Genomic DNA, 22,228 nt, shown 5'->3' on the forward strand with positions numbered 1-22,228 from the left:
TCTGGAAGAAGTCCAGACTCTGGCAAACAGGGCCAGAAAAGAAATGAAAACCGGGTCTCAACAATACAACAACGAAATTAACGACATGGCCAAAACAGCCATTCACTTAGTCAAAGATGCACCAGGGAAACCGAAAGATTTCTCGGAATACTTCGCTACCCATTCTGCCAGCGGTAACAAGATCATAACTCTGCTGCGTGAAGGCGTGATCAGCAAGATTGAACTTGAGAACTACATAAAGGCCGTCAAAGGCGCCGACGGTTATCAGACAGTGGACGAATTTGAACATTTCCTTGGTTACCAACACGGCGTCAAGGTGCCTAAGTTCAGGAAGGTCGTCCGGATGCTGTCCGACAGGGGGATTGATGAATTCCTGGAAAGTGCCTTTAACCCTGTGACGGTGGCTGGCGCGGCGGGTATAAAAGCTTCTGTTACCGACATGAAAGAGTACGCAGTTGCTGTCATCGCCAACTATGTTCTTGACGATATTGCCTTTGACAATGGCCGCAGGACGGCAGCGTTTCTGGCCAATGTTCAGGATACCCTGACACCTTACGCCAATGCTGCCGGACTCTCTGAATCAGAACTGATCAAAGCTGTCCATGACACATTGATGCAGGCTCATGCCACAGCGGTCGTACAGCAGCTCAATGATTACTGGGTCAAACCTTCGGCCTTTCTGGTACAGGCTGTCACCTGGTACTTCTCCAGCTACAAACCACTACTGGCGACTCGTACCGCCGGGCAGGCTTCCGCGCTGTCCCTGTCAAACATGGCGTTCCTCTATCTTCTGGATCTGACCAACAGGGGAGATTACGCGCACAGAATGCTCATACCTTTTCAGCACTGGCTGGAAGACTACGGTGTTGATCTCGACCGAACCGGGCAATATGCCTATCACAGCGAAATTGAAACAATCTCTGAAGTGGGTGGGCTGGCCATGCCATTGGGTAAAGCCACTTCCTCCGTCATTTTGCTGAAAACCGGCTCCATGTTGTTTGCCCGACAGTACAACGCCAACCCGCAGATGTATCGCAGCATTTCCCGTCTGGTGCCCGAACTAGTCAATTCCATGGGTTCCGGGAAAGGGGTTCAGGTACCTGTGCTGCATAAGGTGACACCACAAAAAGTAAAAACTCTGGCTTCTGCCACGGTCGGTCTTGTGCTGGGACCGGTAGCCACCTTCGGAACATACGCCCATGGTTTTTTATCCGGTTTTACCTATGCTCAAACCTTCGGATTCGCCCTGGCGTCGAGTCTCACTTTCGACTTCTTTATGAACGACAACAAGATGCTCACTCAATGGCTGGGTGGTCCTATGGGCCGCACTCTTGACAGGATTAATCGCTGGCGAGGCATCGGTGAAACGCAGGATGAATATGTGAAACGTACGGTTATTGCCACGCCTCAACGCTTCAATGAAACCGATGAGGCCTATGCCAACCGTGTTAAAGCAGGCAACATGATGTATGGCTGGACTCTACATGAAAATTACCTGCAGTTTCGTGAACGCCGTGATCGCACCATGAAGATGTCTGAGAATGGCTGGGAGAAATACTTTAAGGAAAATGTACCTAAATGGTCGTTTTCCCACGCAGAAAGCATTCCATACTCTTACACTCCTGGAGCCTTTTACCAATGATAAAAGGGCGATAATGAGAAAGCGCCTGTTCATGAAAAAACAAATGCCCCGCAATCAAGCCTCTCCTTCTGAGCCCACAGACCTCTGAGGTATTGGAATGACGAATGCTCGCCCCAGGGCATTAAGCCTTGCAGTAGCTATTGTAATCAGCTCTTCGATCATTGCCACACAGACACTGGCCGATCGGAAGCTGCGGACAAAATCTATCAATATTCTGGTCAATGGACATATGGAGTTTACCCATAGTGAAGCCATGGTTCGGCCAACTTTAGACCCTGACCAGCAGCCAATACCCAAATCCTGTACAACCACCTACATTGCCCTGGCTGCAGACAAGGAGAACCAGGTCCTTCCTGCTGTAAGCTTTACACAAGTTCTTTCTTTTGTTGATGGCGTCATGTCCATTGTTGATCTGTTTGAAACAGACGAGAATGACGTGGCTCAGAAATACACCAAAGTACTGAAGGTAGGTGATGAGGGAGTCTTCAGGTTCACCCATAACCTTGAAGGAAAGGAACTGGTCATTGAAGTCAGGGCCGGAATGACCGATCAGGATTCCGTTGAGGCGGTTCGTGCTGGATTTCCCTGGCCACTTCACGGAGCCCAATCTTTAGAGCCCTTAACGAAAATCGCCAACCCCTTTCGACTCAATGATTTGCTGAATACTGTCTATGACAGAACAGGAAATCTCGGCACCAGCGATCACTATGTTGCCCTTGCCACCATTGAAGTAGAAAAAGTTGCAGTGAACGGGCGCACCTTCATGCGTCATATCGCTTCGAAAGATCAGCCCCCTGAACTGCGGCGCCTGGGTCAATCACTCTTTGTCAATGACGATGTTCTCCTGGCAGCTGCCACCTCTGCCTATATCCAGGTTCATGTCCTGGGAGAGGAGTTACAACAGCAGGCTCTTAATAAACTGTTAGCACACAGCAAACCCGTCGGCTACGTTGTACATGTCGTGGATGACAAGCAGGTTTATCCTGTGCCTGCGGGTTATCCAAAGCTGGAAGTCGCAGAAGTTCCGGGGAAGATGATTGTTTTCCATGGACAGAAGCTGAACCCCCATGAAATCGTTTATGTAGAAAACCTCTATGAGCTATGGAATGAAGTTGAGGGTCATACCCACGCCGCCGCATTGGTAACACAGGTTAAAAAATATAAGGCCAAAAGCTACCGGTACGCCATTCGAAGCATGCAGATGGCAATACTGGAGGAGTTTGTTGCGCGACACGGTGCAGAGCTGCCGACGACGCTCACAAACGAAGACAAACCGGCAATGCATGCGCTTGTTTACTACGAATATCTCCAGCAGGCATTAGCCAGTGCGACTCCCGATCATACGATTTTTGCCAGTGAATTTGAATTCACACTGGAACACATAAGAGTCGCTTCGTCGGTCATCACCTCACCCTGGGTGCATACTCAACTGGTAAAACACTTCGGTTTCAAACCTGTACTCAGAAACCTTCTGATTAACCCACATTTTGCTAGGAATATTCAGAATTCTGTACCCGTTATCAACGATATCAACCAGGTGCAGACCGGTTCTCGTGGAAACGACAAAAAGTTTGCTGCCAAAGTCACAAGAGACATGACCAGACAGCTGCTTGAAAAACTGGAGGAGCTACAGGCAGAAGAAGAGGAACTCGTCCAACTTCATAACAACTTACGGCGCACAACCCAGAGAGCGAATGTCAGTCAGAAGGAAAAACTGAGAGCACAGCGGCGCTATCGGGAAGTTGAGGAGGAGCTTGCAAGGGTTCAAATCGAGCTGGAAGATCTGGAAAATCAGGAACTGAAAATTCTGCAGCAAGTTCAACGAATCCCGGAGCTGGAAAAACAAGTTCGTAATATCAGGTCAGAAGCCACAAACGCAGTTAACACTCAAATGGCCGCAGAGCTTGGTATTGATAACTGGGATGATGCCCAGCCACCAGAAGAACAAGCCAGGCTCATCAGAAAGAAAATTCATGAAATCAAACAATGGATGGCAGCAGGAAGGTCCAGTCAGGAAACTCTGACTGCAGAACTGGCCGTCATTGAAGGCCAGTTCGGTATTACCCCGGTGGATGAAAACGATCCGGATACCCGCTATCAGACCATTCAACAGCATATGCAACAAATGCCAGACCCTTCTGATGACGCAGTCTGCCTGAAACTGGCGCGCATTGAAAGTCAGCTCAATCTGGCACCAGATAACGAAGCTGATCTGGTAGCACGTCGCCAGGCCATTCTTGATCGGTTACAACGGCATCTTCTGGCCACCAGCACAGTGGCTGCAATAAAAAGCCAATATAAAACCTTTGCCGTACATTTAAATGTTGAGGATTTTGATGTCGATGCAGATATTGACTTTCAGCAAAAATGCTTGCTCCAAAGAATTAAGACAATGGCTGTCCAAGAACAATTTCTGCTTCAAAAACTTAAGACAATGGAGAGTTACGAAGACATCATGTACGAGAATCATGAGTCTTTGGCTGAGAAAACTCAGAAATTGAGCAATCAACAATATTTGGAGAATTCTTACACCAGGGCCAGAAAAGATGCTCTGGCAGCGGTACTTGGTAAAGAGCTGAGTCCAGACAACACACCAGAAAGCCGTGACCTTCTGGAATCAACAGTCAATGCCAAGCTCTTCGAGCTTGTAGAGCTGAAAAAAGAACTGGATGACATCAGAAACCCCGCCCCCCCCAAAGCCATGCCTGAAGTACTTGAGAAACTCAAAACCGTGGAAAGAGCCCTGAAGATGGATCTCTTCTCTGTAGAGGACGATGCCTATCTCCGACGCCGGGCGATTTCTGATGTTATGCAGACCCACATCAAAGAAGCCAGACAAAGGTCGGAGGAAGAAGCCCTGAAGATACTGGAAACCTTCGAAGAATTATTCAACATCAAAATCAATGAAGGTGATGACAAAACTGCAAGATTAGACCTGGTTCGTATAAAACTTGCTGGCGATGCGATTTCGGAATACATGCTGGATCAGATGGATAAAGTCCTTTGGGAAGATGGCAGCACAGCTTCGGAGAAGATGGTGGCCAGGGTCAGACTCGACAATATTCGTGAGCGTCTTACCTTTAAAGTCGAAGAGTCGGATAAGCGAGCCGAAGTAAAACAGGCATTTTATCTAATGACTATAGAAGAAGAGCTAAAAATCGACCCTTATAAAAGCTTTACTGCTATGGAAAAAGGCATGGCTTTAACGGCTAAGCTGGCCGATGATCTGGGGGTAGAATTTGAAAAGGATCTCAGCCTGTTTCAGCGCAGGCGTGATCTATGTATCAAAACTTTTGTACTGATGGATAAGGTAAACGAAAACTATGAAGATGAAAGTGTCAAAAGACTCAGAAACAATGAACTGGCTCATCAACTCAACATCGAAGACTTTAAAGTTCATGCCTCTGTTGAGGAACAGAACAGTCTGATTACAGAAAAACTCTTACAGCTTAATGAAGCTGCTTTCAGAGGGGGTCGGCCTGATGTTAATGAGCGTATCTCATTCATTGAGAATGAGCTTGACAGGCAAATAGCGCGCCTGGGACCTAAACCCCGATACGTTCTCGAGCGTGAGCTGGCCATCGCGAAACGAGTATTAGAAGAAGCTGAACGTAAGCTGACGGTACGGGAACAGGCCTGTCTGGAAGGTGAGATTAGAACCAGGGAATCAGACATTGAGAAAATGAAGGAAGTCCTGAGTAATGCCGGGAAAGCCGTCGAAAATAATCCTGGTCCCTTCCAGTGCACGCCGAAACAGGCAGAAGTTCGGGACGCTATCCAGACATTCGCGCAGCAGCACGCTCTCAATAAACAAGCTCTGGAAGCCGCATTTGCTCTGGCAGAATCAGCAGTAAAAAGCGGTAACACAATACCCAGTCTTACAAGTTTCGATTTTGACAACGAATTTGCACCGATTCGCATGCAGGCACTGGTGGGTGACGAACTGACGTTTGCCCAGGCCAGTCGACTTGTTGAACTCTTCAAGCGCCTGAAAACGAGTTCTCTGACGGCCCTGGAAGAAGTTCAGATTCTGGTGCACAGAGCCAGAAACGAGATAAAAACCGGAGCACAAGAATACGACGACGAAATTTACAGCATGGGTAAAACAGCCCTTCACTTCGTCGAGCATGAACCAAAGGACCAGAAAGGCTTCTCGGAATATTTCGCTGCCCATTCTGCCAGTGGCAACAAGATCATAGCTCTGCTGCGTGAAGGTCTGATCAGTAAGGTTGAACTTGAGAACTACATGAAAGCCGTCAGAGGGGTCGACGGTTATCAGACAGTGGATGAATTTGAGCACTTCCTTGATTATAAACACGGCATCAGGGTGCCTGAGTTCAGGAAGGTTGTACAGATGCTATCCGACAAGGGTGCTGAGGAATTCATGCAGGCTGTCTTGACTCCTGAGACCCTGACTGCCAATGGCCCGGCAGGTATGAAAGAGTCGGTTGCCGGCATGAAAGAGTACGCAGCTGCTGTTATCGCCAACTATGTGCTTGACGATATTGCCTTTGACAATGGCCGTAGAACAGCAGCATTGCTGGCCAACGTTCAGGAGACCCTGACACCTTATGCCAATGCTGTTGGAATATCTGAATCAGAACTGATCAAGGCTATCCATGACACATTGATGCAGGCCCATGCCGCAGCGGTTGAGCAGCAGCTAAAGGAGTACTGGGTTAAACCTTCAGCCTTTCTGGTACAGGCTGTCACCTGGTACTACTCCAGCTACAAACCTCTTCTGGTAGATCGTAGCGCCTGGCAGGCTGCCGGGCTGTCCCTGTCAAACATGTCGTTTCTTTATCTTCTGGACCTGACCAACAGGGGCGATTATTTGCACAGAATGCTCACACCTTTCCAGCACTGGTTGCAAGGCTACGGTGCTGATCTTGACCGAACCAGCCAATATGCCTACCACAGCAGAATTGAACAAATCTCTGAATTGGGCGGACTGGCCATGCCACTGGGCAAGGCCGCTTCTGCAGTCATTCTGCTGAGAACCGGCTCTATGTTGTTTGCCAGACAGCACAACGCCAACCCTCAAATGTATCGCAGCATTTTCCGTCTGGTGCCGGAAATAGTGAAATCCATGGGTTCCCGACAAGGGATTCAGGTACCTCTGCTGCACAGGGTGACACCACAAACAGTGAAAACGCTGGCCTCCGCCGCAGCCGGTCTGGTGCTGGGTCCGGTAGCCACCACCGGCACATACGTCCATAGCCTTTTATCAGGGTTTACCTATACCCAAACATTCGCATTCGCGCTGGCGTCGAGTCTCACTTTCGACTTCTTTATGAACGACAACAAGATGCTCACTCAATGGCTAGGTGGACCTTTGGGTCGCAGTCTGGACAAAATCAATCGCTGGATAGGCATGGGGGAAACAGGCGATGAATATGGGAAACGTACCGCTGTTGAATCGCCTCAACGCTTCACTGAAACCGATGAAGACTATGCAAACCGTGTTAAAGCAAGCAACAGTTCGCATGGCTGGACCCAACACGAAAATTACCTGCAGTTCCGTGAACGCCGGGATCGCACCATGAAGCTATTCGAGAATAGCTGGGAGAAATACTTCAGGGAAAATGTGCCTGAATGGTCATTTTCCCATGCAGAAAGCATTCCTTACTCCTACACTCTGGGAGCCTTCTACAAGTGGCGACAGGGCTATGATCAGAAAGTTCCTGTTCATGATAACAGAGGTATCTCTCAACCAAGCTTTCTGACTACCGCCTCAGGCGCTCAGTCTGAAACTGATCAGAAGTGAGATTACTCAGCTGAAGTGCCTTCCTGATGGAGGGTGTTGCGAAACTCTGGTTCCCATGCTTTCAGGCCCTGTGGGTCCCTTTACTCTCCAAGGGAAAAAACCAGTAAAGTCAGTCTGGTTGCACATCGTCGCGAAGTTACAGTGAACTCTTTACACAACTATATTCCAGAATTTATTGATGAGTTCTATCAAAAAGCGGTGGGTAAGGAAAAAACAGACAGAAACTTTATTATCAAAGTCTATGTTTCTGGTGAGTATCTTGACCAACACGTTTCCCTGGAGCGTGGTGGTTTTGATTTTCAGAAGGAAAAGAAAGGCAGTGACTTAGACTTTGGGATTGCCCAGTCAGAGATTGAAGTGTCTGCCGCTGAACTGGCGATTAGCGCAGTGAGCAATGATGTCCAGGCTCGGAGAGAGAAAAAAACCCAGCGGATCAAAAACTATGTAGAAGAACAAGCACCCTGGCATCGAAGCTTGATGGGCAAGATTGATGTTACGGACCTGGCATACAATGCCACCGATGAGCAAATCGAGGGAAAACTTCAAAGCGAAAAATATCGATTAGAAGTTAAGACGCGTGGAGCCGTAAAACACCTCCTGGAAAGTGAAAAAACTGAAGATCTGAAGCACAAGACCTCAGAAATTGTACAAATGGTCTCTGATACCAGCAAAAATGACCTGGCTCATTATATTTCCATGCGTCGCAGTGTTATTGACATTTTTGAAAAAAGCCTGCAAACCGGTGATGATGGTAAGTACTCTTCTGAGGGTGTAGTGCATGACATTATTTTCCCCAGAAAAGGCGACAGTGACCAAACACCTTTTGAAGATCATAACCTTTGGTTAATTGATGAACGCCTCAATTTTACCGAATACCTCTCCTCTGATATCCCTTTGGAAGGAAAGTCAGGCAGGCCAGATATTCTGGCATTTGATCACCGAATGGTTTTTCGAGGTGAGAATGAAGCCAGCAATCCTGTAACTGTATTCGAGTTCAAGAGACCACAGCGAGATGATTTTGCCAACCCATCTTCTAAGGAAGATCCTCTGCAGCAAATTATTCGCTATGTTCGCAAGCTACGTGATGGCGAGTTCACCACACCTCAGGGCAGGGAGATACAGATTAACACCAATACCCCGTTCTATGGCTATGTTATCTGTGACTTAAACAAAAAGGTGAAGACCTGGCTGGAAGAAGAAAAAGATTTCAAGCCCCTTCCAGATCGACAGGGGTACTTCCGTTGGCATGATAGTCTTAATCTCTACACTGAAGTAGTCAGTTGGGATAAGGTGTTAAAAGATGCAATGATGCGGAACCGGGTATTCTTTCATCATCTTAGGATTTGATGTAGGACAATTGCAGTCTTTCATTGCCGTAGTCTTCATTTTCTTCACAACCTGCAATGACCGCACAGATGGTTAAGAGCAGAATATCAGCAAGTTTATGATCTACTTTCTATTGCTGACGTGCGTCGTAAATGACAGATAGCCTATTCATTAAATCAAATGCATTCATTTCAAGAACATCCAAATCTTTTTTGTATAAGTCAATGGATGTATACTTTACTCTATAGGTGGATGTCCTTATAGCCATTTCCAGCAGGAAGCCAAGCCGATATTCACACTCAAAGGACTCCACCCTGATCCCGAGGCAGCAAAAGAGGCCGCCAGGGCCAAACTGAAGTCACTAAAAAGAGGCCAGGGTACCGGCAGCCTTTCATTGGCAGGGCGAACCGACATAACCGCCGAGACCCGATTAACGTTAAGCGGCATCAAGGTCAATACTAATGGAGACTGGATCGTCACCCGAGCCGAACATCAACTCACCCGGTCTGGATTAGCTACCCGATTAAGTATCGAAACTTCAATAAATAATCACCGTTTAATAGCTCTTTAAAGGGTTTAAGGTGAAGGCAATATCTAAAGACGAATGAATGTGCAAGCGGGGTGATTTGAGACTTATTAAAAGTAAAAGAAATCAAGGGAACGGTGGTTGTTAAGGTGTTCAGATTAAAGCGTAGCTAATCTCAAACCTCGCGGCGCGCTACACTGGATTTGAATTTTGGCTTTTGCGACACCCTCGATTGGGCGAGGGTTTACGACGATTCTGCTAAACAGAGGTGTTCTAGTTGACCTCCGGTCATCATAAGAAAGTTCGTAGAAGAACGGGGCAAGTCACCCCGAAAAAATGGAAAGAAATATTATTGGCAGAGGGCTTTTCTTTGAGCGATATCCCGATTTAAAACTTGAATATTGGCTTCCTTAATATTCCAGACTTTTAAAAACCAGGGTGAAAACTTCTTTCTAAGCTTATCAGTAAGGCCGGGTAAAAACATCGGTGGCACGCCCGGAATAACCAGTACAAGCTGAATGGTCAAACCCGACCAATCAGAGCTTTTAAATTCTGCAGGCAGTTCCTTATTGATCGGCTGATAACGTCCGGCCAGCCCCAAAACAGAGAGTTGCAAAGAGTTATAGAGTTTTTCATAAATTGCTTGCAACTGAGCATCAAACGCCTCTTTGCTTTTACGTTCATTGGCGATAGTTGTCTTTGCTTCCAACACCCATAAGTTATTACCAGCGTCGATGTAAAGAAACTCGGCCTTTTTTATCCCTTCACCAACGCCAATGGCTCCCTGAGCGTTCTCAATACGGTAACAACGGTCATCCTCAAAATGGAACGACAAACCGGATTCTGTAAACTCCAAGATCAGGCTACCCCTATTTCCTGCTCAAACAGTCGGATGGATTCGTTGATGATTTCGTTATCCGGCATACCCTCATTCAGAGAGGTTTGCTGCCACTGCCCATCGTTGCAAATCATGACCGGGATGTCCATCTCTTCCCGCTGCGCCATGATGTAAAGCTTTTTCACCACAAAATAGGAGTGGCTGGCGATGAAAAACTGTACGCCCAGTCTGGCAAGGGCATCAATAATATTAAACAGCTTGGTAATGGCTGTCGGGTGCAATGCTGACTCAGGTTCGTCGATAAAGATTATGGAATTTTCTGTGAGGAATCCGTTGCGGATTAAAGTATCCAGAATACCAATCTTCTTCACGCCTTCAGCCGTGGCATTGATGGAGTAGCGAGCTTTTTTATGCTTGTAAAACCATTCACTGCGCTGGCGATCATACTCGATACGATCGCCATCAAACATTGACTCAAGCTGCTGGCTGGTTTGAGAGAGGGCTGAATTGGATTTGTCGGCGGGCATCTGTTTCTGCAAGGCGACAACCAGATCAGAGTAGGTGCTATCAAAGCCGAACACCCGATCCTGATAGGCCAACTGGAAAATAATTTTATCCAGCGACAGCACTTCCTTGGGAGGCAAAAAAATTGAATTGGCACTGCGACGCTCTGAAATTTCTACATCGACTTGCTTGGTTGTGTCCGGGCCAAAACCGAAAGTAATCGGCGGCAGGTCTTTCAGGGTTACGGAGGCTGAAAGTTTTTTGCTTTTCCCTTTGGTGACAATATCCCCAAGTTTATCCGGTTGAAACGTCCAGTAGAGCTTTTCACTCAATACCTCGGATGCTGAGCGGCGATCATCGCCCCGTCCGGTTTCTTCCAGAGTGCGCACGGCGGCGTAGAGCGCCTTCATCAGCCAGGTTTTGCCAGAGCTGTTAGGCCCGATAATCAGGTTGATCTGACCAAGGTTTTCTGCGGTGCCCTTTTCCAGCGGCCCGAGGTTATTAAACTCAAACGCCTGTATCATTTTGTTATCCACTTTTTGCGGCGGCAGAGGCAATGGCTCCTGAGACTGAGGTAGACTACCACCTCTACAGGAACGCTTCCTGCATTGAGCATATCACTTTCTGGTGGGTTTGCCTTGGTTGGGGTGGTGTCGGGTGGTGTCAGTTTTTCAGGGGAGGTATGGGTTAATGGTGATGACTCTGTGCCTGATGCTCTATGCTGCTATCCAGCACAGAATCAGGCAGGAACTGAAAAAGCAAAGTCGTGTATTTCCAGACCAGAAAAAAAAAGCCCTGCCAGAACCCAACAGCAAGATGGGTATTTTTCTGTTTCCAGGGGCTTAGTGTATTAACGGTCAATAATCAGGAGGAACATGTGATTGGCTTGAAGGAAAGGCAGTGGACGATCGTTCAAATTTTGGGCATTTTTTACGAGTCCATTTATTCCTGATAGGGGTGGTGAAAGGCGGCTATATGGATGTCCTGTTTCACTTCTGATGTTGAAGTACAGAACCAGCAATGTTCAAAAGGCCGGTATGACTGTCAGAATTAAGAATTGAGTATTTTAATGAGCAGTAATATCAAAGGCTCATGTCAAACTTGTTACGGGGCTCGTCGCCCTCAAGAAGAAGCTTAGCCATGGACTTGATCTCGTTCTGGATGTAATCCCAATACTCCGGATTGTCGAGTGTTCTCTGCTTTATGCTTTCAGGAACAAAGCGACTTATCTCAGTATTGAAATTAATGCGTACCTCATCGTCTTTTAATATTTTGGTTACTTGGTTGCTGAGCATTTCCATGAAGTCTTTCCTGTTTTTTTCTCTTGCTTCCAGTTTTTTATTGACTAGCTCTGCAGAGACATCAATTCCTTTTTGTTTTATCCAAACGATATCCCAGACATCACGAGGTTTTATGTGTCTGGCCCGATAGGCCAGAGCAATAAACTTGTCCGCCAACGTCTCTTCGAGAGACTGGACCGGTACCAGCAGGCCTTCGGTGGGCGTCACAATATTGTAGTGATTGATCAGGGGTCTTTTTTTCGCGTCAAACGAGGGAATGGCGCAGATGTCTATGTGCATTTTCTGCCTTGGCAGATCAGGCCGGTTGGCCTCCTTCTCTATGCTGATTTTCCACGACGACGTGTCGCCCTGCTCATCTTGGTCAGGCTTGTTGACCCAAACGTTGGTCTCGTACTTGTTCTGGATGAATTGTTGGATTTCGGTTTCCAGCCCGTCAAAGTCGGAGGGCTTGAAGTCAAGCCCTCCATTAAAGTCCAGATCTTCCGACAAACGGGAGCTGTTATGGCACATCCTGAGTGATGTGCCCCCTATGAAGGTGAGTGACTGCATAACCCCTTGCTTAACCAGCACGTGCACAATGTCGTGATGAAGAATTTCCTTCTCGATCACTGGCGTGATGGCTGCATATTCCGGATTTGCTTCCACGATTCTTTTTAGTTGTTCCTTTAGCACATTAGCTCTCCAGCATATGGGTATTTCTTTTGCAGTTCTTTAGGTCTTTGATGGCTTGCGAGGATTGTGCTCTGTACATGCCAACAGATTCATCAAAATACAGGTTTGGTGCAATATTTCTGATAGTTTTTTTTGAGTGAGTGAATTCAATGACGCCATAGGGTGTTGAGAAGGTGCCGCTGCGGCCTTTCGTCACAATCGTCAGCCTTCCCATGGGTATTTGAGAGATGTCCCCAGTATGACTAAGTTGACTCTCAAGGCTTATGTAGCTTATGACATTGGCGCGAAGTTTTTTCGCTATCTTATAGATCGCAGTCGTTGGGTCTGGAGGCGTCAACGTGCTCTCAAACACGCCTTTGGCGACCCTGCGTATCAAGCCTTTTTTTGCACAAACAGTGAGAAACTTGGTGAACGCGGGAGTGAGTCTCTCGCCAACCATATAGGCTAACTCTGCCGCTGTGTTGATACCACCTCCCGCTTTGGTTGACTCTGATAGTGCGGCAACCAGTCTATCTTTCTTGGTCATAAAGGTCTACATATTGTTACCTATAGTGTAATTTATTGTAGACCTACATTTGATTTTGTCAAAGTAAAAATAAGGACATCCATCAAAGGAAAAAATAAGGACATCCAAAAGAGGAAAAAAGGAAAAAAGGAAAAAAGGAAAAAATAAGGACATCCATAAAATTCGACTAATCGACGAGTTCAACTACGATCTTTCTTCCTGTCCCTGAGTTTTTCAAACAGAAAAAAATAAGGACATCCATAAAATTCGACTAATCGACGAGTTCAACTACGATCTTTCTTCCTGTCCCTGAGTTTTTCAAACACGAGTAGTTATGACCCAGGCTCGAAGCTGCCTGATAGGTCATGGCTCCACGCTTTACTGACACTGTATGGCAAGGTGTGTTCGCAGCAAAACTCCAACAACTCGTTCCTACGCTCTGCAAGGGTGTTGCAAAAGTAACGACAAAACTGAGACAGGGCAAAAAGTGGCAAAAAACGCAGTTTACGGGGAGTAAATGAGCATTTTGAGTCACCTTTTTACGCAGTATCAGCGAAGCGCAGCACTTTTGCGACGGCCTCAGAGCGTGGGAACGAGTTGAGAGGCGGTTAAACAACAATTTACATTGTATTGATGCGTTCAAGATACGTGTGAACGCCGGTGACAAACTGCTGAAAACTGACCGACCGATTATTAGCAAGGTTAAGGTGGGGCGCAATGGCTCGGGCACCAGAGACTTTCTGATAACCGGTAATCAGTTTTTTCAACTCTTCCTGAGCATTGGCCAAAACATCAGGGTTGCGGAATTTACGACTATTCTGCTTTTCGGCCAGTCGGGGCTTATTAAACGCTGTTCCAACAGCAGCAAGATCCCCAAGAAACCAGCTTTCCAATTCATGAATCGCAATGCGAACCAGTGTCTCCGGTCGATGGTTTTCTTCGCATAACTTTTGCAACCGTGCTTTCAGACGTTCACAGTCGTCCTGATCTTTATCCCGTACCACCACAAACCAGCTATTGGGGATGTTCCAATGGCGCAGCTTGATGGGTATGGACTTTTCCAGATCCTGCTTGCCCTCATGGGGAATACATCGAAAAGACACTTCCGGTGGTAACAGTCGGGGTAACAATGTATTCAGCAACACTTGAGCAGAGGGCTCTTCCAGCAAAAAGACCAACTGCGTCATCAGGGGTTTACTCCGTCAAACAGCCCTTGTTTCCAGAGCGCACCGGGTAAATCCCCGCCTTCGACCAGACTTTTGATCAGCGTATTATCCGCAGCACGCTCAATGGTGGTGACACCTTTGCTCTTCTTCAACCAGAAAATCTCGTCCAGCTGGATGCTGTTCAACATGTTCGGCGAATGGGTAGACACCATTACCTGGCCACCCTGTTCGGCATAACTGCAAAACTCTTCCGCCAGCTCCACCAACAGGCTAGGGTAGAGCTGGTTTTCCGGCTCCTCGACACAGAGCAATGGATGGGGCGACGGGTCGTTCAGCAACAGCAAATAAGCGAACATCTTGATGGTGCCATCGGAGACATAACGAGCCACAAACGGGTCTTTAAAGCTGCCATCCTGAAATTTCAGGACGATGCGCCCATCGTCAGTTTCTACTGCCTGAACATCTTCAACTCCCGGCACCCGCTGTTTCATTTTATCCAGTACATGCTGGAAAATATCCGGGTGTTGCTCATAGAGGTACTGGGCCACCAGCGCGGCATTTTCCCCTCGGGGCGATAAATGCTCTGCATAGCCAGCGTCCCGTGCCTGGCGGGCATCGCTGATATGAAAATCGGAGACATGCCAGTTTTCAATAAGCTGGCGAAAGGCATTGGCCGCCCGGAATCGCTGAAATTGCCCGAGTCCTTTTACGGCCAGAATATCCGGACTATCCAGCGTCTGCTCTTCCCGTTCCAGCTCTGAATCGGCTTTATTAAAGTCTTCTTCATTGAGAATGGCGTAACCGCGACCTCCCCGGAAATCCAGGAAATGAAACGGTGAACCCTGACTGCCCCGCTTATAACGGAGTATCTCCCGGGCAACAATAGGCCGACCTCTGTCCTGTCGAATTTCCAACAGATAAGTCACCAGTCGATCAACGCCGCCAATGGGCAAGCGGAACTGCAGGGTAAACTCGATAGGCTGATCAATACCACCACGGGTGGCGACTTCCCGAAACCCGCCCCTTTTCTGTAGGGCGGTGCGGACATTACCGTGCAGGGCATCCCTGAGAAAGCCAAACACATCAAACAGGGTGGTTTTACCGCTGCCATTGGCGCCGACAAACACGCACATGCCGGGCAGGTTTTTCAGCTCCACATGCTGAAAAACCTTGTAGTTTTTGATTGTCAGGGACTCAAGCTTCATCCGGCGGCTTCCGTCAGTGGCTGTTGTTGTGATCGTTGTCCTTCCAGAGTATCACTTTCTGGCGGGTTTGCCTTGGTTGGGGTGGTGTCGGGTAGAGTCAGTTTTTCAGGGGAGGTATGCATTCCCACGCAGAGCGCAGGAACGAGTTAAGTTCACAAATAGGCATGAACGGTCATTTTCCCATGCAGAAAGAATTCTTTACTCCTACACTCTTGGAGCCTTCTACAAGTGGCAACATGGCGATAATAAGAAAGCTTCTGTTCATGATAACAGAGGTATCTCTCAATCAGGCTTTCTAACGACCGCCTCAGGCGCTCAGCCTGAAACTGATCAGAAGTGAGGCAAGTGCGAAATCCCCGGTGAATTAATTACACGACAAGTAATGACCAGCAATAATGAACCAGTGCCCCATGAAACACCGGTGATGGTTCCAGGCTTAACGTTTCCTTCTGAGACCACAGAGGTTTCTCTGGTAAAAGAGCCTGAAGCTGCTCAAACAAGCGATTAACAGCCATGATTAATTAGAAGTCGCTTCCTCGCCCGGTTTGGCAATCACTATATACGGTAGTGGAAGTACTCTGCCCTGAGGTAATAGAATGACAAATACTCGCCCCAATGTATTAAGCCTTGCCGTAACCGTTGCAATCAGTTCTTCTATTATTGCTTCACAAGCATTGGCCGAGCGAAGGCTGCAGACAAAATCTGTCGATATTACCGGCACTGGACATGCGGAGTTTACCCATAGTGAGGTCATGGTTCAGCCAACCTTGGGTGATGACCTGCAGCCAATACCCAAGTCCTGCACAACCACCTACCCCGATCAGACCCAGGCCAGAGCTGGCTATGACGTTCCCTCCGAAGGATTCACAGACGTTCTTTCGGGCATCGACGGAGGTGTTTCCACTGTTGATCTGTTTGAAACAGACAAGAATGACGTTGCCCGGAAATACACCAAAGTCCTCAAGGTCGGTAATGAAGGGATCTTCAAGTTCACTCACAACCTTGCAGAGCAGCGACTGGTCATTGAGGTCAGAGACAAAATGACCCATCAGGATACCATTGCAGCTGTGCGCGCTCGGTTAGACGACGACCGGATATTAGAACCGTTAACGAAAGTTGCCAGCCCCGAACATCTGGCGTCAGTTCTGAAAGGGGCGAATGAAAGAGCAGGAAACCTGGGCGAAGCTGATGACTATGCTGTCCTTGCCACCCTTGAAGCAGGAGAAGTTGAGGTGAACGGCCGCACCTTCATGCGTCTTATTGCTGCAGGCGATCAGCCTCCTGAACTGCAACGTCTGGGTCAATCGCTCTTTGTCAATGATGAAGTGCTTTTAGCAGCAGCTATCTCTGCCTATGTCCAGGTTCATGTTCTGGGTGAAGATCTGCAACAGGAAGCACTGAATAAGCTGTTTTCATATCATAAACCCGTCGGCTATATAGTACACACTGGGGATGACACGCAGACTTATCCTGTACCTGCAGGTTATCCAAAACTGCAAGTGACTGAGGCTTCGGGAGAGATTATTGTTTTCCATGGCCAGAAGCAGAATCCAACCGATATCGCTTTTGTGGAAGGACTCTTTGACATCGTGGATAAAGCTGATGCTAATACCCCCGTTCCTGAATTATCAACACAGATTAAAAAAGACAAGTTCAAAAACTACCAGTACGTTATTCGAAGCAGGCAGATGGAACTGCTGGAAAAGTTAGTTGCGCGGCACCATATTACAGTAAACAAAGCTCAACCGATGAGGTTTGCATTGGAAGATCAGGTGGCGACGCTTGTGCTTGCATTCTATGAAACTCTCCAGCAGGCATTGGCCAGTGCTACTGCAGATCAGGCAGATGAATTTAATTTTTCAATAGAACACTTCAGAGTCGCTGCGTCTCTCATTACGCCAGCCTGGATGCATAATCAACTCGCAAAACACTTCAGCTTCAAACCCGCACTTAGAGATCTTCTGACTAACCAGCATTTTGTTCAAAATTTTCTGAACCTTTTACCCGCTGCCTATGTATTAGAGACCAATGTTTCTCACGACGGAGAACTTTTTGCTTCCAGAGTCTTGAGCGACATAGCCAGACAACTGATTGAGAGGGAAAACAAGCTGCAAGAGCTGCTGCAAAATGAAAGCGAACTCACCCGGGTTAGAAATCAGTTAAAGCTCACATCGGAGAAAGCCATTACCAGTGAAAGGCAAAAGCGCATAGCACTTCAATTCAAGCAGCTGGCTGATAAGGAGCTTGATCAGCTTGTTAATGCAATGGAAGAACAACAAAAACAAATACGGAAACTTCGGGAGGAAGTTGCACGAATCCCGGAGCTGGAACAAGAAGTTGCTAATGTCAGAGCAGAAGTCATAAAGGCCCGCAACGCCGAACCGGCAACAGAGCCTGATATTGAAAACCGGGACGAAACCCAGCCACCAGCAGGACAGACTGAGGAAGATTCTGTAGCGGTTCCGAAAGTACTTGAGACACTGAGAGCTGTGGAAAAAGCCCTTGAGATGATGGGCCTTACTCAAGGTGACGATGTGTATCTTCGTCGCCAGTACATTTCAAACAACCTACAGATGTACATCAGAGACTACAGACAACTGGCAGAAGAAAAGGCCCTGGACATACTGCAAGTCGCAGAAGAAAAGCTCAACCTCCAGGTCAATGACAAGAATGATAAAACAACAGGAATCAGAGAAGACACGCCGCTGACAGAGCAAGAGAGCCTGGACATACTGACAGCCTTGGAAGAAACCCCCAATATGAAAGTCAGTAAAGAAGATGGCATAGAAAAAAGGCTCGCCAGAATTTTTATAATACTTGACAAGGTTGATCTCTCAAATGAGGTACTGAATGAGATACTGGATGGGATAGATATGATCCTCTGGATGCATGAAAGAAAAATTCATCCAGACGCTAAAGATATCAAACGTAACAGGCTTCTTGCTCACCTGCACTATAAACTGGAAGACCCTGACCCGGATATGCCAGCCGGAGAACAAGGGACCGATCTGCTGCCAGCCGTAGAAAAAATACTCAACATCAAACTCAATGAAGAGAATGACAAAGCAGCAAGAATTGCCCGGGTTTGCAGCCTGCTTTACGACGACGATGTCTCAGAAGCTATGCTGGATCAGATAAGTCAGACCCTCTGGAAAGATGACAGCACAGCTCTGAACGAGAGGGATCTCAATCTCAGCAAGCTTCGGGCAATTCTTGAATATAGAGTCGAAGATTCGTCCCTGGATAAGCAAACCATAGAAAAACAGACAAGTTTGCTTGCCGCCATAGAGGACAAGCTGAACATCGACATGAGCAAAAGCTCTGCTGTTAAAGAAAGAGGCAAGACTTTCACTGTCAAACTGGCAAAAGTTCTGGATGTAGCATTTGACATGGATGACGACCTGTCTGATCAGAAAGATATCCTGAGAACCAAAATTCAGGAATTAATCGAAAAATCAGACGTTCTCTACGACGATGAAGCTGCCAGAAGAGCCTGGAACAATGAAATAGCTCATCAACTTAACATTGAGGATTATCAAGAAGATGCCTCTATCGAAAACCAGAACAGTGTGATTGAAACAAAACTCCGACAGCTGGACAAAGAACTTCTCAATGCGGGCCAACCTGACGTTAATGAGCGTATCACAGTTATTGAAAATGAGCTTGACAAGCAAATGGCCCGCCTGGGACCTAAACCCCGATTCGTCCTTGATCGTGAGCTAGCCGTCGCCAGACGGGTACTACACAAAGCTGAAAGTGAGCTTACAGAGGTTCATCGCAAACTGAAAGGTCTGGCTCGCAAACCAGTTATATTTGATTTACGGGATGAGGCTGATAGCGCTATTACCATTAGAGCCTATGCACAGACTTCTGGCGGGGACGAAACTGATCAATTCGATGAAACCTTGGGGGAACTGCCTCTCATCAGGAAAAAGTACGCTCAAATTACGGAATTCCTGCATGAGCACCACAAAAAAAGTATGGAAGTGACCTATGCACGGCATGAAGAGAGGAATGCACAAGAACACCTGGATCTTAAAAAACAGGAGATGATCCATTCTGAAAATATTGATGAGAAGGCTAAAACCTTACAAGAGAACGAAATAGCTCGCCTGGATTTAGCCCTGAAGCAAAAAAGTGATGCCGTTTCAAAAGCACAAGAGGTTCTGACGGATTATCATAAGGCAGCTCTTGACGCTATTGAAGAAGCCATGGGTCTTAAACCTGACTTTACTGACAGCTGTGAACAACGGGTTAATGCCCTGAGAAACCAGCAGGTAGAACTGGGCGGGCATGATGGTACCGGCGGCAAAATCCAACAACTGACTCAGGAACAGGCCCGCCTGGAAGGTGACATTAAAACCAGGGAAGCAGACATTGCAAGAATGAAGGAAGAACTGAAGGTTGCAGAGCAAGCCGTGGAAAATGATGGTGGTTCCTTTCAGTTTACGCCCAGACAGGTAAACGTTCTGACCCGTATACAAGACTTCATGCAGCAGCACACTCTCAAGAGACAAGCGCTCGAAGCCGCCATAGGTCTGACAGAATTAGCAGTGAAAAGCGATAAGCCAAAACTCCAATTCACGACGTTCAATTTTGACGATGAACTTGCGCCTTTTCACCTGCAGGGACTGGTCGGAGACGGTCTGGCAGTTGGTCAGGCCAGTCGGATTGTGAAAGTCTTCAGGAGCCTGAAAAAGACCTTTCCGGCCCTCCATAACTTTCCGGCTCACCCTGAGCCTTTAGAATTTCAGCCTCCGATAGTCCTGACAAAAATTCAGTGGCTGGTGAACGATGCCCGGGATGAGCTGCAAAACGGGGCTCAAGAATACGACCAAGTCATTAGCGGCATGGGCAAAACAGCCATTCACTTCGTTGAGCATGAAGCAAAGGACCAGGAAGGCTTCCCGGAATACTTCGCTAACCGCCATGCCAGTAGTAACAGGATCACAGCTCTGGTACGTGAAGGTCTGATCAGCAAGATTGAACTTGAGAACCACATGAAGGCCGTCAGAGGTGTCGATGGTTATCAGACAGTGGAAGAATTTGAGCACTTCCTTGGCTATAAACACGGCGTCAATCTGCCTCATTTGAATGCCGTTATCCTGATGCTGTCCGACAAGGGTGCTGAGGAATTCATGCAGATTGCCTTTACTCCTGTCACCGTCACTGCAACGGGCCCGGCAGGTATGAAAGAGTCGGTTGCCGGTATGAAAGAGTACGCAGCTGCTGTTATCGCCAACTACGTTCTTGACGATATTGCCTTTGACAATGGCCACAGGACGGCAGCCTTTCTGACCAATATTCAGAATACCCTGACACCTTATGCCAATGCCGCAGGCCTGTCTGAATCAGACCTGATCATGGCTCTCAATGATACATTGATGCAGGCACATGCTGCAGCCCTTGAGCACCAGCTGACTGATTACTGGGTCAAACCTTCAGCCTCTCTGGTACAGGCTGTCACCTGGTACTTCTCCAGCTACAAACCTCTATTGGTGACCCGAACCGCTCTGGAGGCTGCCAGGCTGTCCCTGACAAACATGTGGTACCTCTATCTTCTGGATCTGACCCACCGGGGTGATTACCTGCACCGGATGCTCACACCTTTCCAGCACTGGCTCGAACATTACGGCGTTGACCTTGACCGAAGACTGCAATATGCCTCCCACACCAGCATTGAAGAAATCTCTGAAGTGGGCGGACTGGCCATGCCCCTGGGCAAGGCCGCTTCTTCAGTCATTCTGCTGCAAACCGGCTCTATGCTGTTTGCCAGACAATACAATGCCAACCCACACAGCTATCGCAGCCTTTCCCGTCTGGTGCCCGAAATAGTGAAATCCATGGGTTCCGGACAAGGGGTTCAGGTACCGCTGCTAAACAGGGTAACACCCGAAAAAGTAAAAACGCTGGCCTCTGCCGCAGCCGCTCTGGTGCTGGGCCCGGTAGCTACTGTGGGAGCTTACGCCCACGGCCTTATATCCGGATTCACCTATGCTCAAACCTTCGGATTGGCCCTGGCGTCGAGTCTCACTTTCGACTTCTTTATGAACGACAACAAGATGCTCACTCAGTGGCTGGGTGGACCTGTGGGTCGTAGTCTTGACAACGTGAAGCGCTGGAGATGCGCGATAAAAACGCAAAATAAGTGCGCAAAACCCAAGGCTATTGCTTTGCCTCAAGGCTTCAATGAAACCGATGAAGAGTATGCAAAACGTGTTAAAGCAAACAACACGGTGCCCGGCTGGACGCGGCACGAAAATTACCTGCAGTTCCGTGAACGCCGTGATCGCACCATGAAACTGTCTGAGAAAAGCTGGGAGAAATACTTCAGGGAAAATGTGCCTAAATGGTCTTTCTCCCATGCAGAAAGTATTCCTTATTCCTACACTCTGGGTGCCTTCTTTGAGTCGGGGACTGCAGAGCCTGAGCAACCTTCCGCAACCGTGAAAGCAGCACCGGTTGGGGGAGGTATGCATTCCCACGCAGAGCGTGGGTGTCGCAAAACTCTCTCCGGCGTGGGAACGCGTTGACTCCCGTCATTGCCGGCTTCATTCTCGTCATTCCCGGCTTCACTCTCGTCATTCCCGGCTTCACTCTCGTCATTCCCGGCTTCACTCTCGTCATTCCCGCGAAGGCGGGAATCCACACTGACTCTCCACCAGAACCATACTGCCCGGTGTCCCCCTGGCCTTGTCATCCCCGAGAAGGCAGATATCCACCGTTGGCGCTGGATTCCCGCCTTCGCGGGAATGACGACTTCAGAGCGTGAGAAC

At 47.9% G+C, this 22,228-nt stretch carries 12 protein-coding genes and 2 pseudogenes; 6 read left to right on the forward strand and 8 right to left on the reverse strand.

What is annotated here, in order from left to right; translation table 11 throughout:
• From ACOJUN_RS00005 to ACOJUN_RS00015, 3 genes are all read left to right on the forward strand, one after another.
• On the forward strand, positions 1 to 1,642 hold a 1,642-nt coding region (locus ACOJUN_RS00005; protein WP_422134643.1), incomplete at its 5' end, for a hypothetical protein.
• 97 nt (positions 1,643 to 1,739) lie between these two features.
• Complete coding sequence (locus ACOJUN_RS00010) at positions 1,740 to 7,409, forward strand: hypothetical protein (RefSeq protein WP_422134644.1); 5,670 nt, start codon at positions 1,740 to 1,742, stop codon at positions 7,407 to 7,409.
• A 141-nt stretch (positions 7,410 to 7,550) separates the two neighbouring features.
• Positions 7,551 to 8,756 carry a hypothetical protein gene (locus ACOJUN_RS00015; RefSeq protein ID WP_422134645.1) on the forward strand — a complete coding sequence of 402 codons (1,206 nt, stop codon included), beginning with the start codon at positions 7,551 to 7,553 and terminating at the stop codon, positions 8,754 to 8,756.
• Between the two features lie 13 nt (positions 8,757 to 8,769).
• On the opposite strand, the pseudogene ACOJUN_RS00020 reads toward ACOJUN_RS00015, so the two are convergent.
• The 3 genes and pseudogenes from ACOJUN_RS00020 to ACOJUN_RS00030 all read right to left on the reverse strand — a co-directional run.
• Positions 8,770 to 8,925, reverse strand: a pseudogene (locus ACOJUN_RS00020) (transposase family protein); the annotation flags it as partial.
• A gap of 685 nt (positions 8,926 to 9,610) precedes the next feature.
• The gene (locus ACOJUN_RS00025; protein WP_422134646.1) at positions 9,611 to 10,117 is read right to left on the reverse strand and encodes a hypothetical protein; all 507 of its coding nucleotides are present in this window, start codon (positions 10,115 to 10,117) and stop codon (positions 9,611 to 9,613) included.
• Positions 10,118 to 10,119: 2 nt separating this feature from the next.
• The gene (locus tag ACOJUN_RS00030; RefSeq protein ID WP_422134647.1) at positions 10,120 to 11,127 is read right to left on the reverse strand and encodes an AAA family ATPase; all 1,008 of its coding nucleotides are present in this window, start codon (positions 11,125 to 11,127) and stop codon (positions 10,120 to 10,122) included.
• A gap of 163 nt (positions 11,128 to 11,290) precedes the next feature.
• On the opposite strand from ACOJUN_RS00030, the pseudogene ACOJUN_RS00035 reads away from it, so the two are divergent.
• Positions 11,291 to 11,555: pseudogene (locus ACOJUN_RS00035) on the forward strand (IS1634 family transposase); the annotation flags it as partial.
• A 130-nt stretch (positions 11,556 to 11,685) separates the two neighbouring features.
• On the opposite strand, the gene ACOJUN_RS00040 reads toward ACOJUN_RS00035, so the two are convergent.
• From ACOJUN_RS00040 to ACOJUN_RS00060, 5 genes are all read right to left on the reverse strand, one after another.
• Complete coding sequence (locus ACOJUN_RS00040; protein WP_422134648.1) at positions 11,686 to 12,576, reverse strand: nucleotidyl transferase AbiEii/AbiGii toxin family protein; 891 nt, start codon at positions 12,574 to 12,576, stop codon at positions 11,686 to 11,688.
• A 1-nt stretch (position 12,577) separates the two neighbouring features.
• Complete coding sequence (gene abiEi, locus ACOJUN_RS00045; RefSeq protein WP_422134649.1) at positions 12,578 to 13,102, reverse strand: type IV toxin-antitoxin system AbiEi family antitoxin; 525 nt, start codon at positions 13,100 to 13,102, stop codon at positions 12,578 to 12,580.
• Between the two features lie 599 nt (positions 13,103 to 13,701).
• Complete coding sequence (locus ACOJUN_RS00050) at positions 13,702 to 14,268, reverse strand: DUF4276 family protein (protein ID WP_422134650.1); 567 nt, start codon at positions 14,266 to 14,268, stop codon at positions 13,702 to 13,704.
• Positions 14,268 to 15,452, reverse strand: coding sequence for an AAA family ATPase (locus tag ACOJUN_RS00055; RefSeq protein WP_422134651.1), 1,185 nt, complete (start codon positions 15,450 to 15,452; stop codon positions 14,268 to 14,270). The genes ACOJUN_RS00050 and ACOJUN_RS00055 overlap by 1 nt, the downstream gene beginning before the upstream one ends.
• Positions 15,449 to 15,574, reverse strand: coding sequence for a hypothetical protein (locus ACOJUN_RS00060; RefSeq protein ID WP_422134652.1), 126 nt, complete (start codon positions 15,572 to 15,574; stop codon positions 15,449 to 15,451). Before ACOJUN_RS00060 ends, ACOJUN_RS00055 begins: the two co-directional genes overlap by 4 nt.
• A 474-nt stretch (positions 15,575 to 16,048) precedes the next feature.
• Here ACOJUN_RS00060 and ACOJUN_RS00065 point away from each other — a divergent pair, with 474 nt between their 5' ends.
• Together ACOJUN_RS00065 and ACOJUN_RS00070 are read left to right on the forward strand one after the other, a co-directional pair.
• Positions 16,049 to 21,985, forward strand: coding sequence for a hypothetical protein (locus ACOJUN_RS00065; protein ID WP_422134653.1), 5,937 nt, complete (start codon positions 16,049 to 16,051; stop codon positions 21,983 to 21,985).
• Positions 21,982 to 22,224 (forward strand): hypothetical protein, encoded by a 243-nt coding sequence (locus ACOJUN_RS00070; RefSeq protein WP_422134654.1) that lies wholly within the window; start codon positions 21,982 to 21,984, stop codon positions 22,222 to 22,224. The genes ACOJUN_RS00065 and ACOJUN_RS00070 overlap by 4 nt, the downstream gene beginning before the upstream one ends.
• Positions 22,225 to 22,228 lie beyond the last annotated feature (4 nt).

The organism is Endozoicomonas sp. ALD040 (assembly GCF_049275945.1).
GTDB lineage: Bacteria > Pseudomonadota > Gammaproteobacteria > Pseudomonadales > Endozoicomonadaceae > Endozoicomonas_A.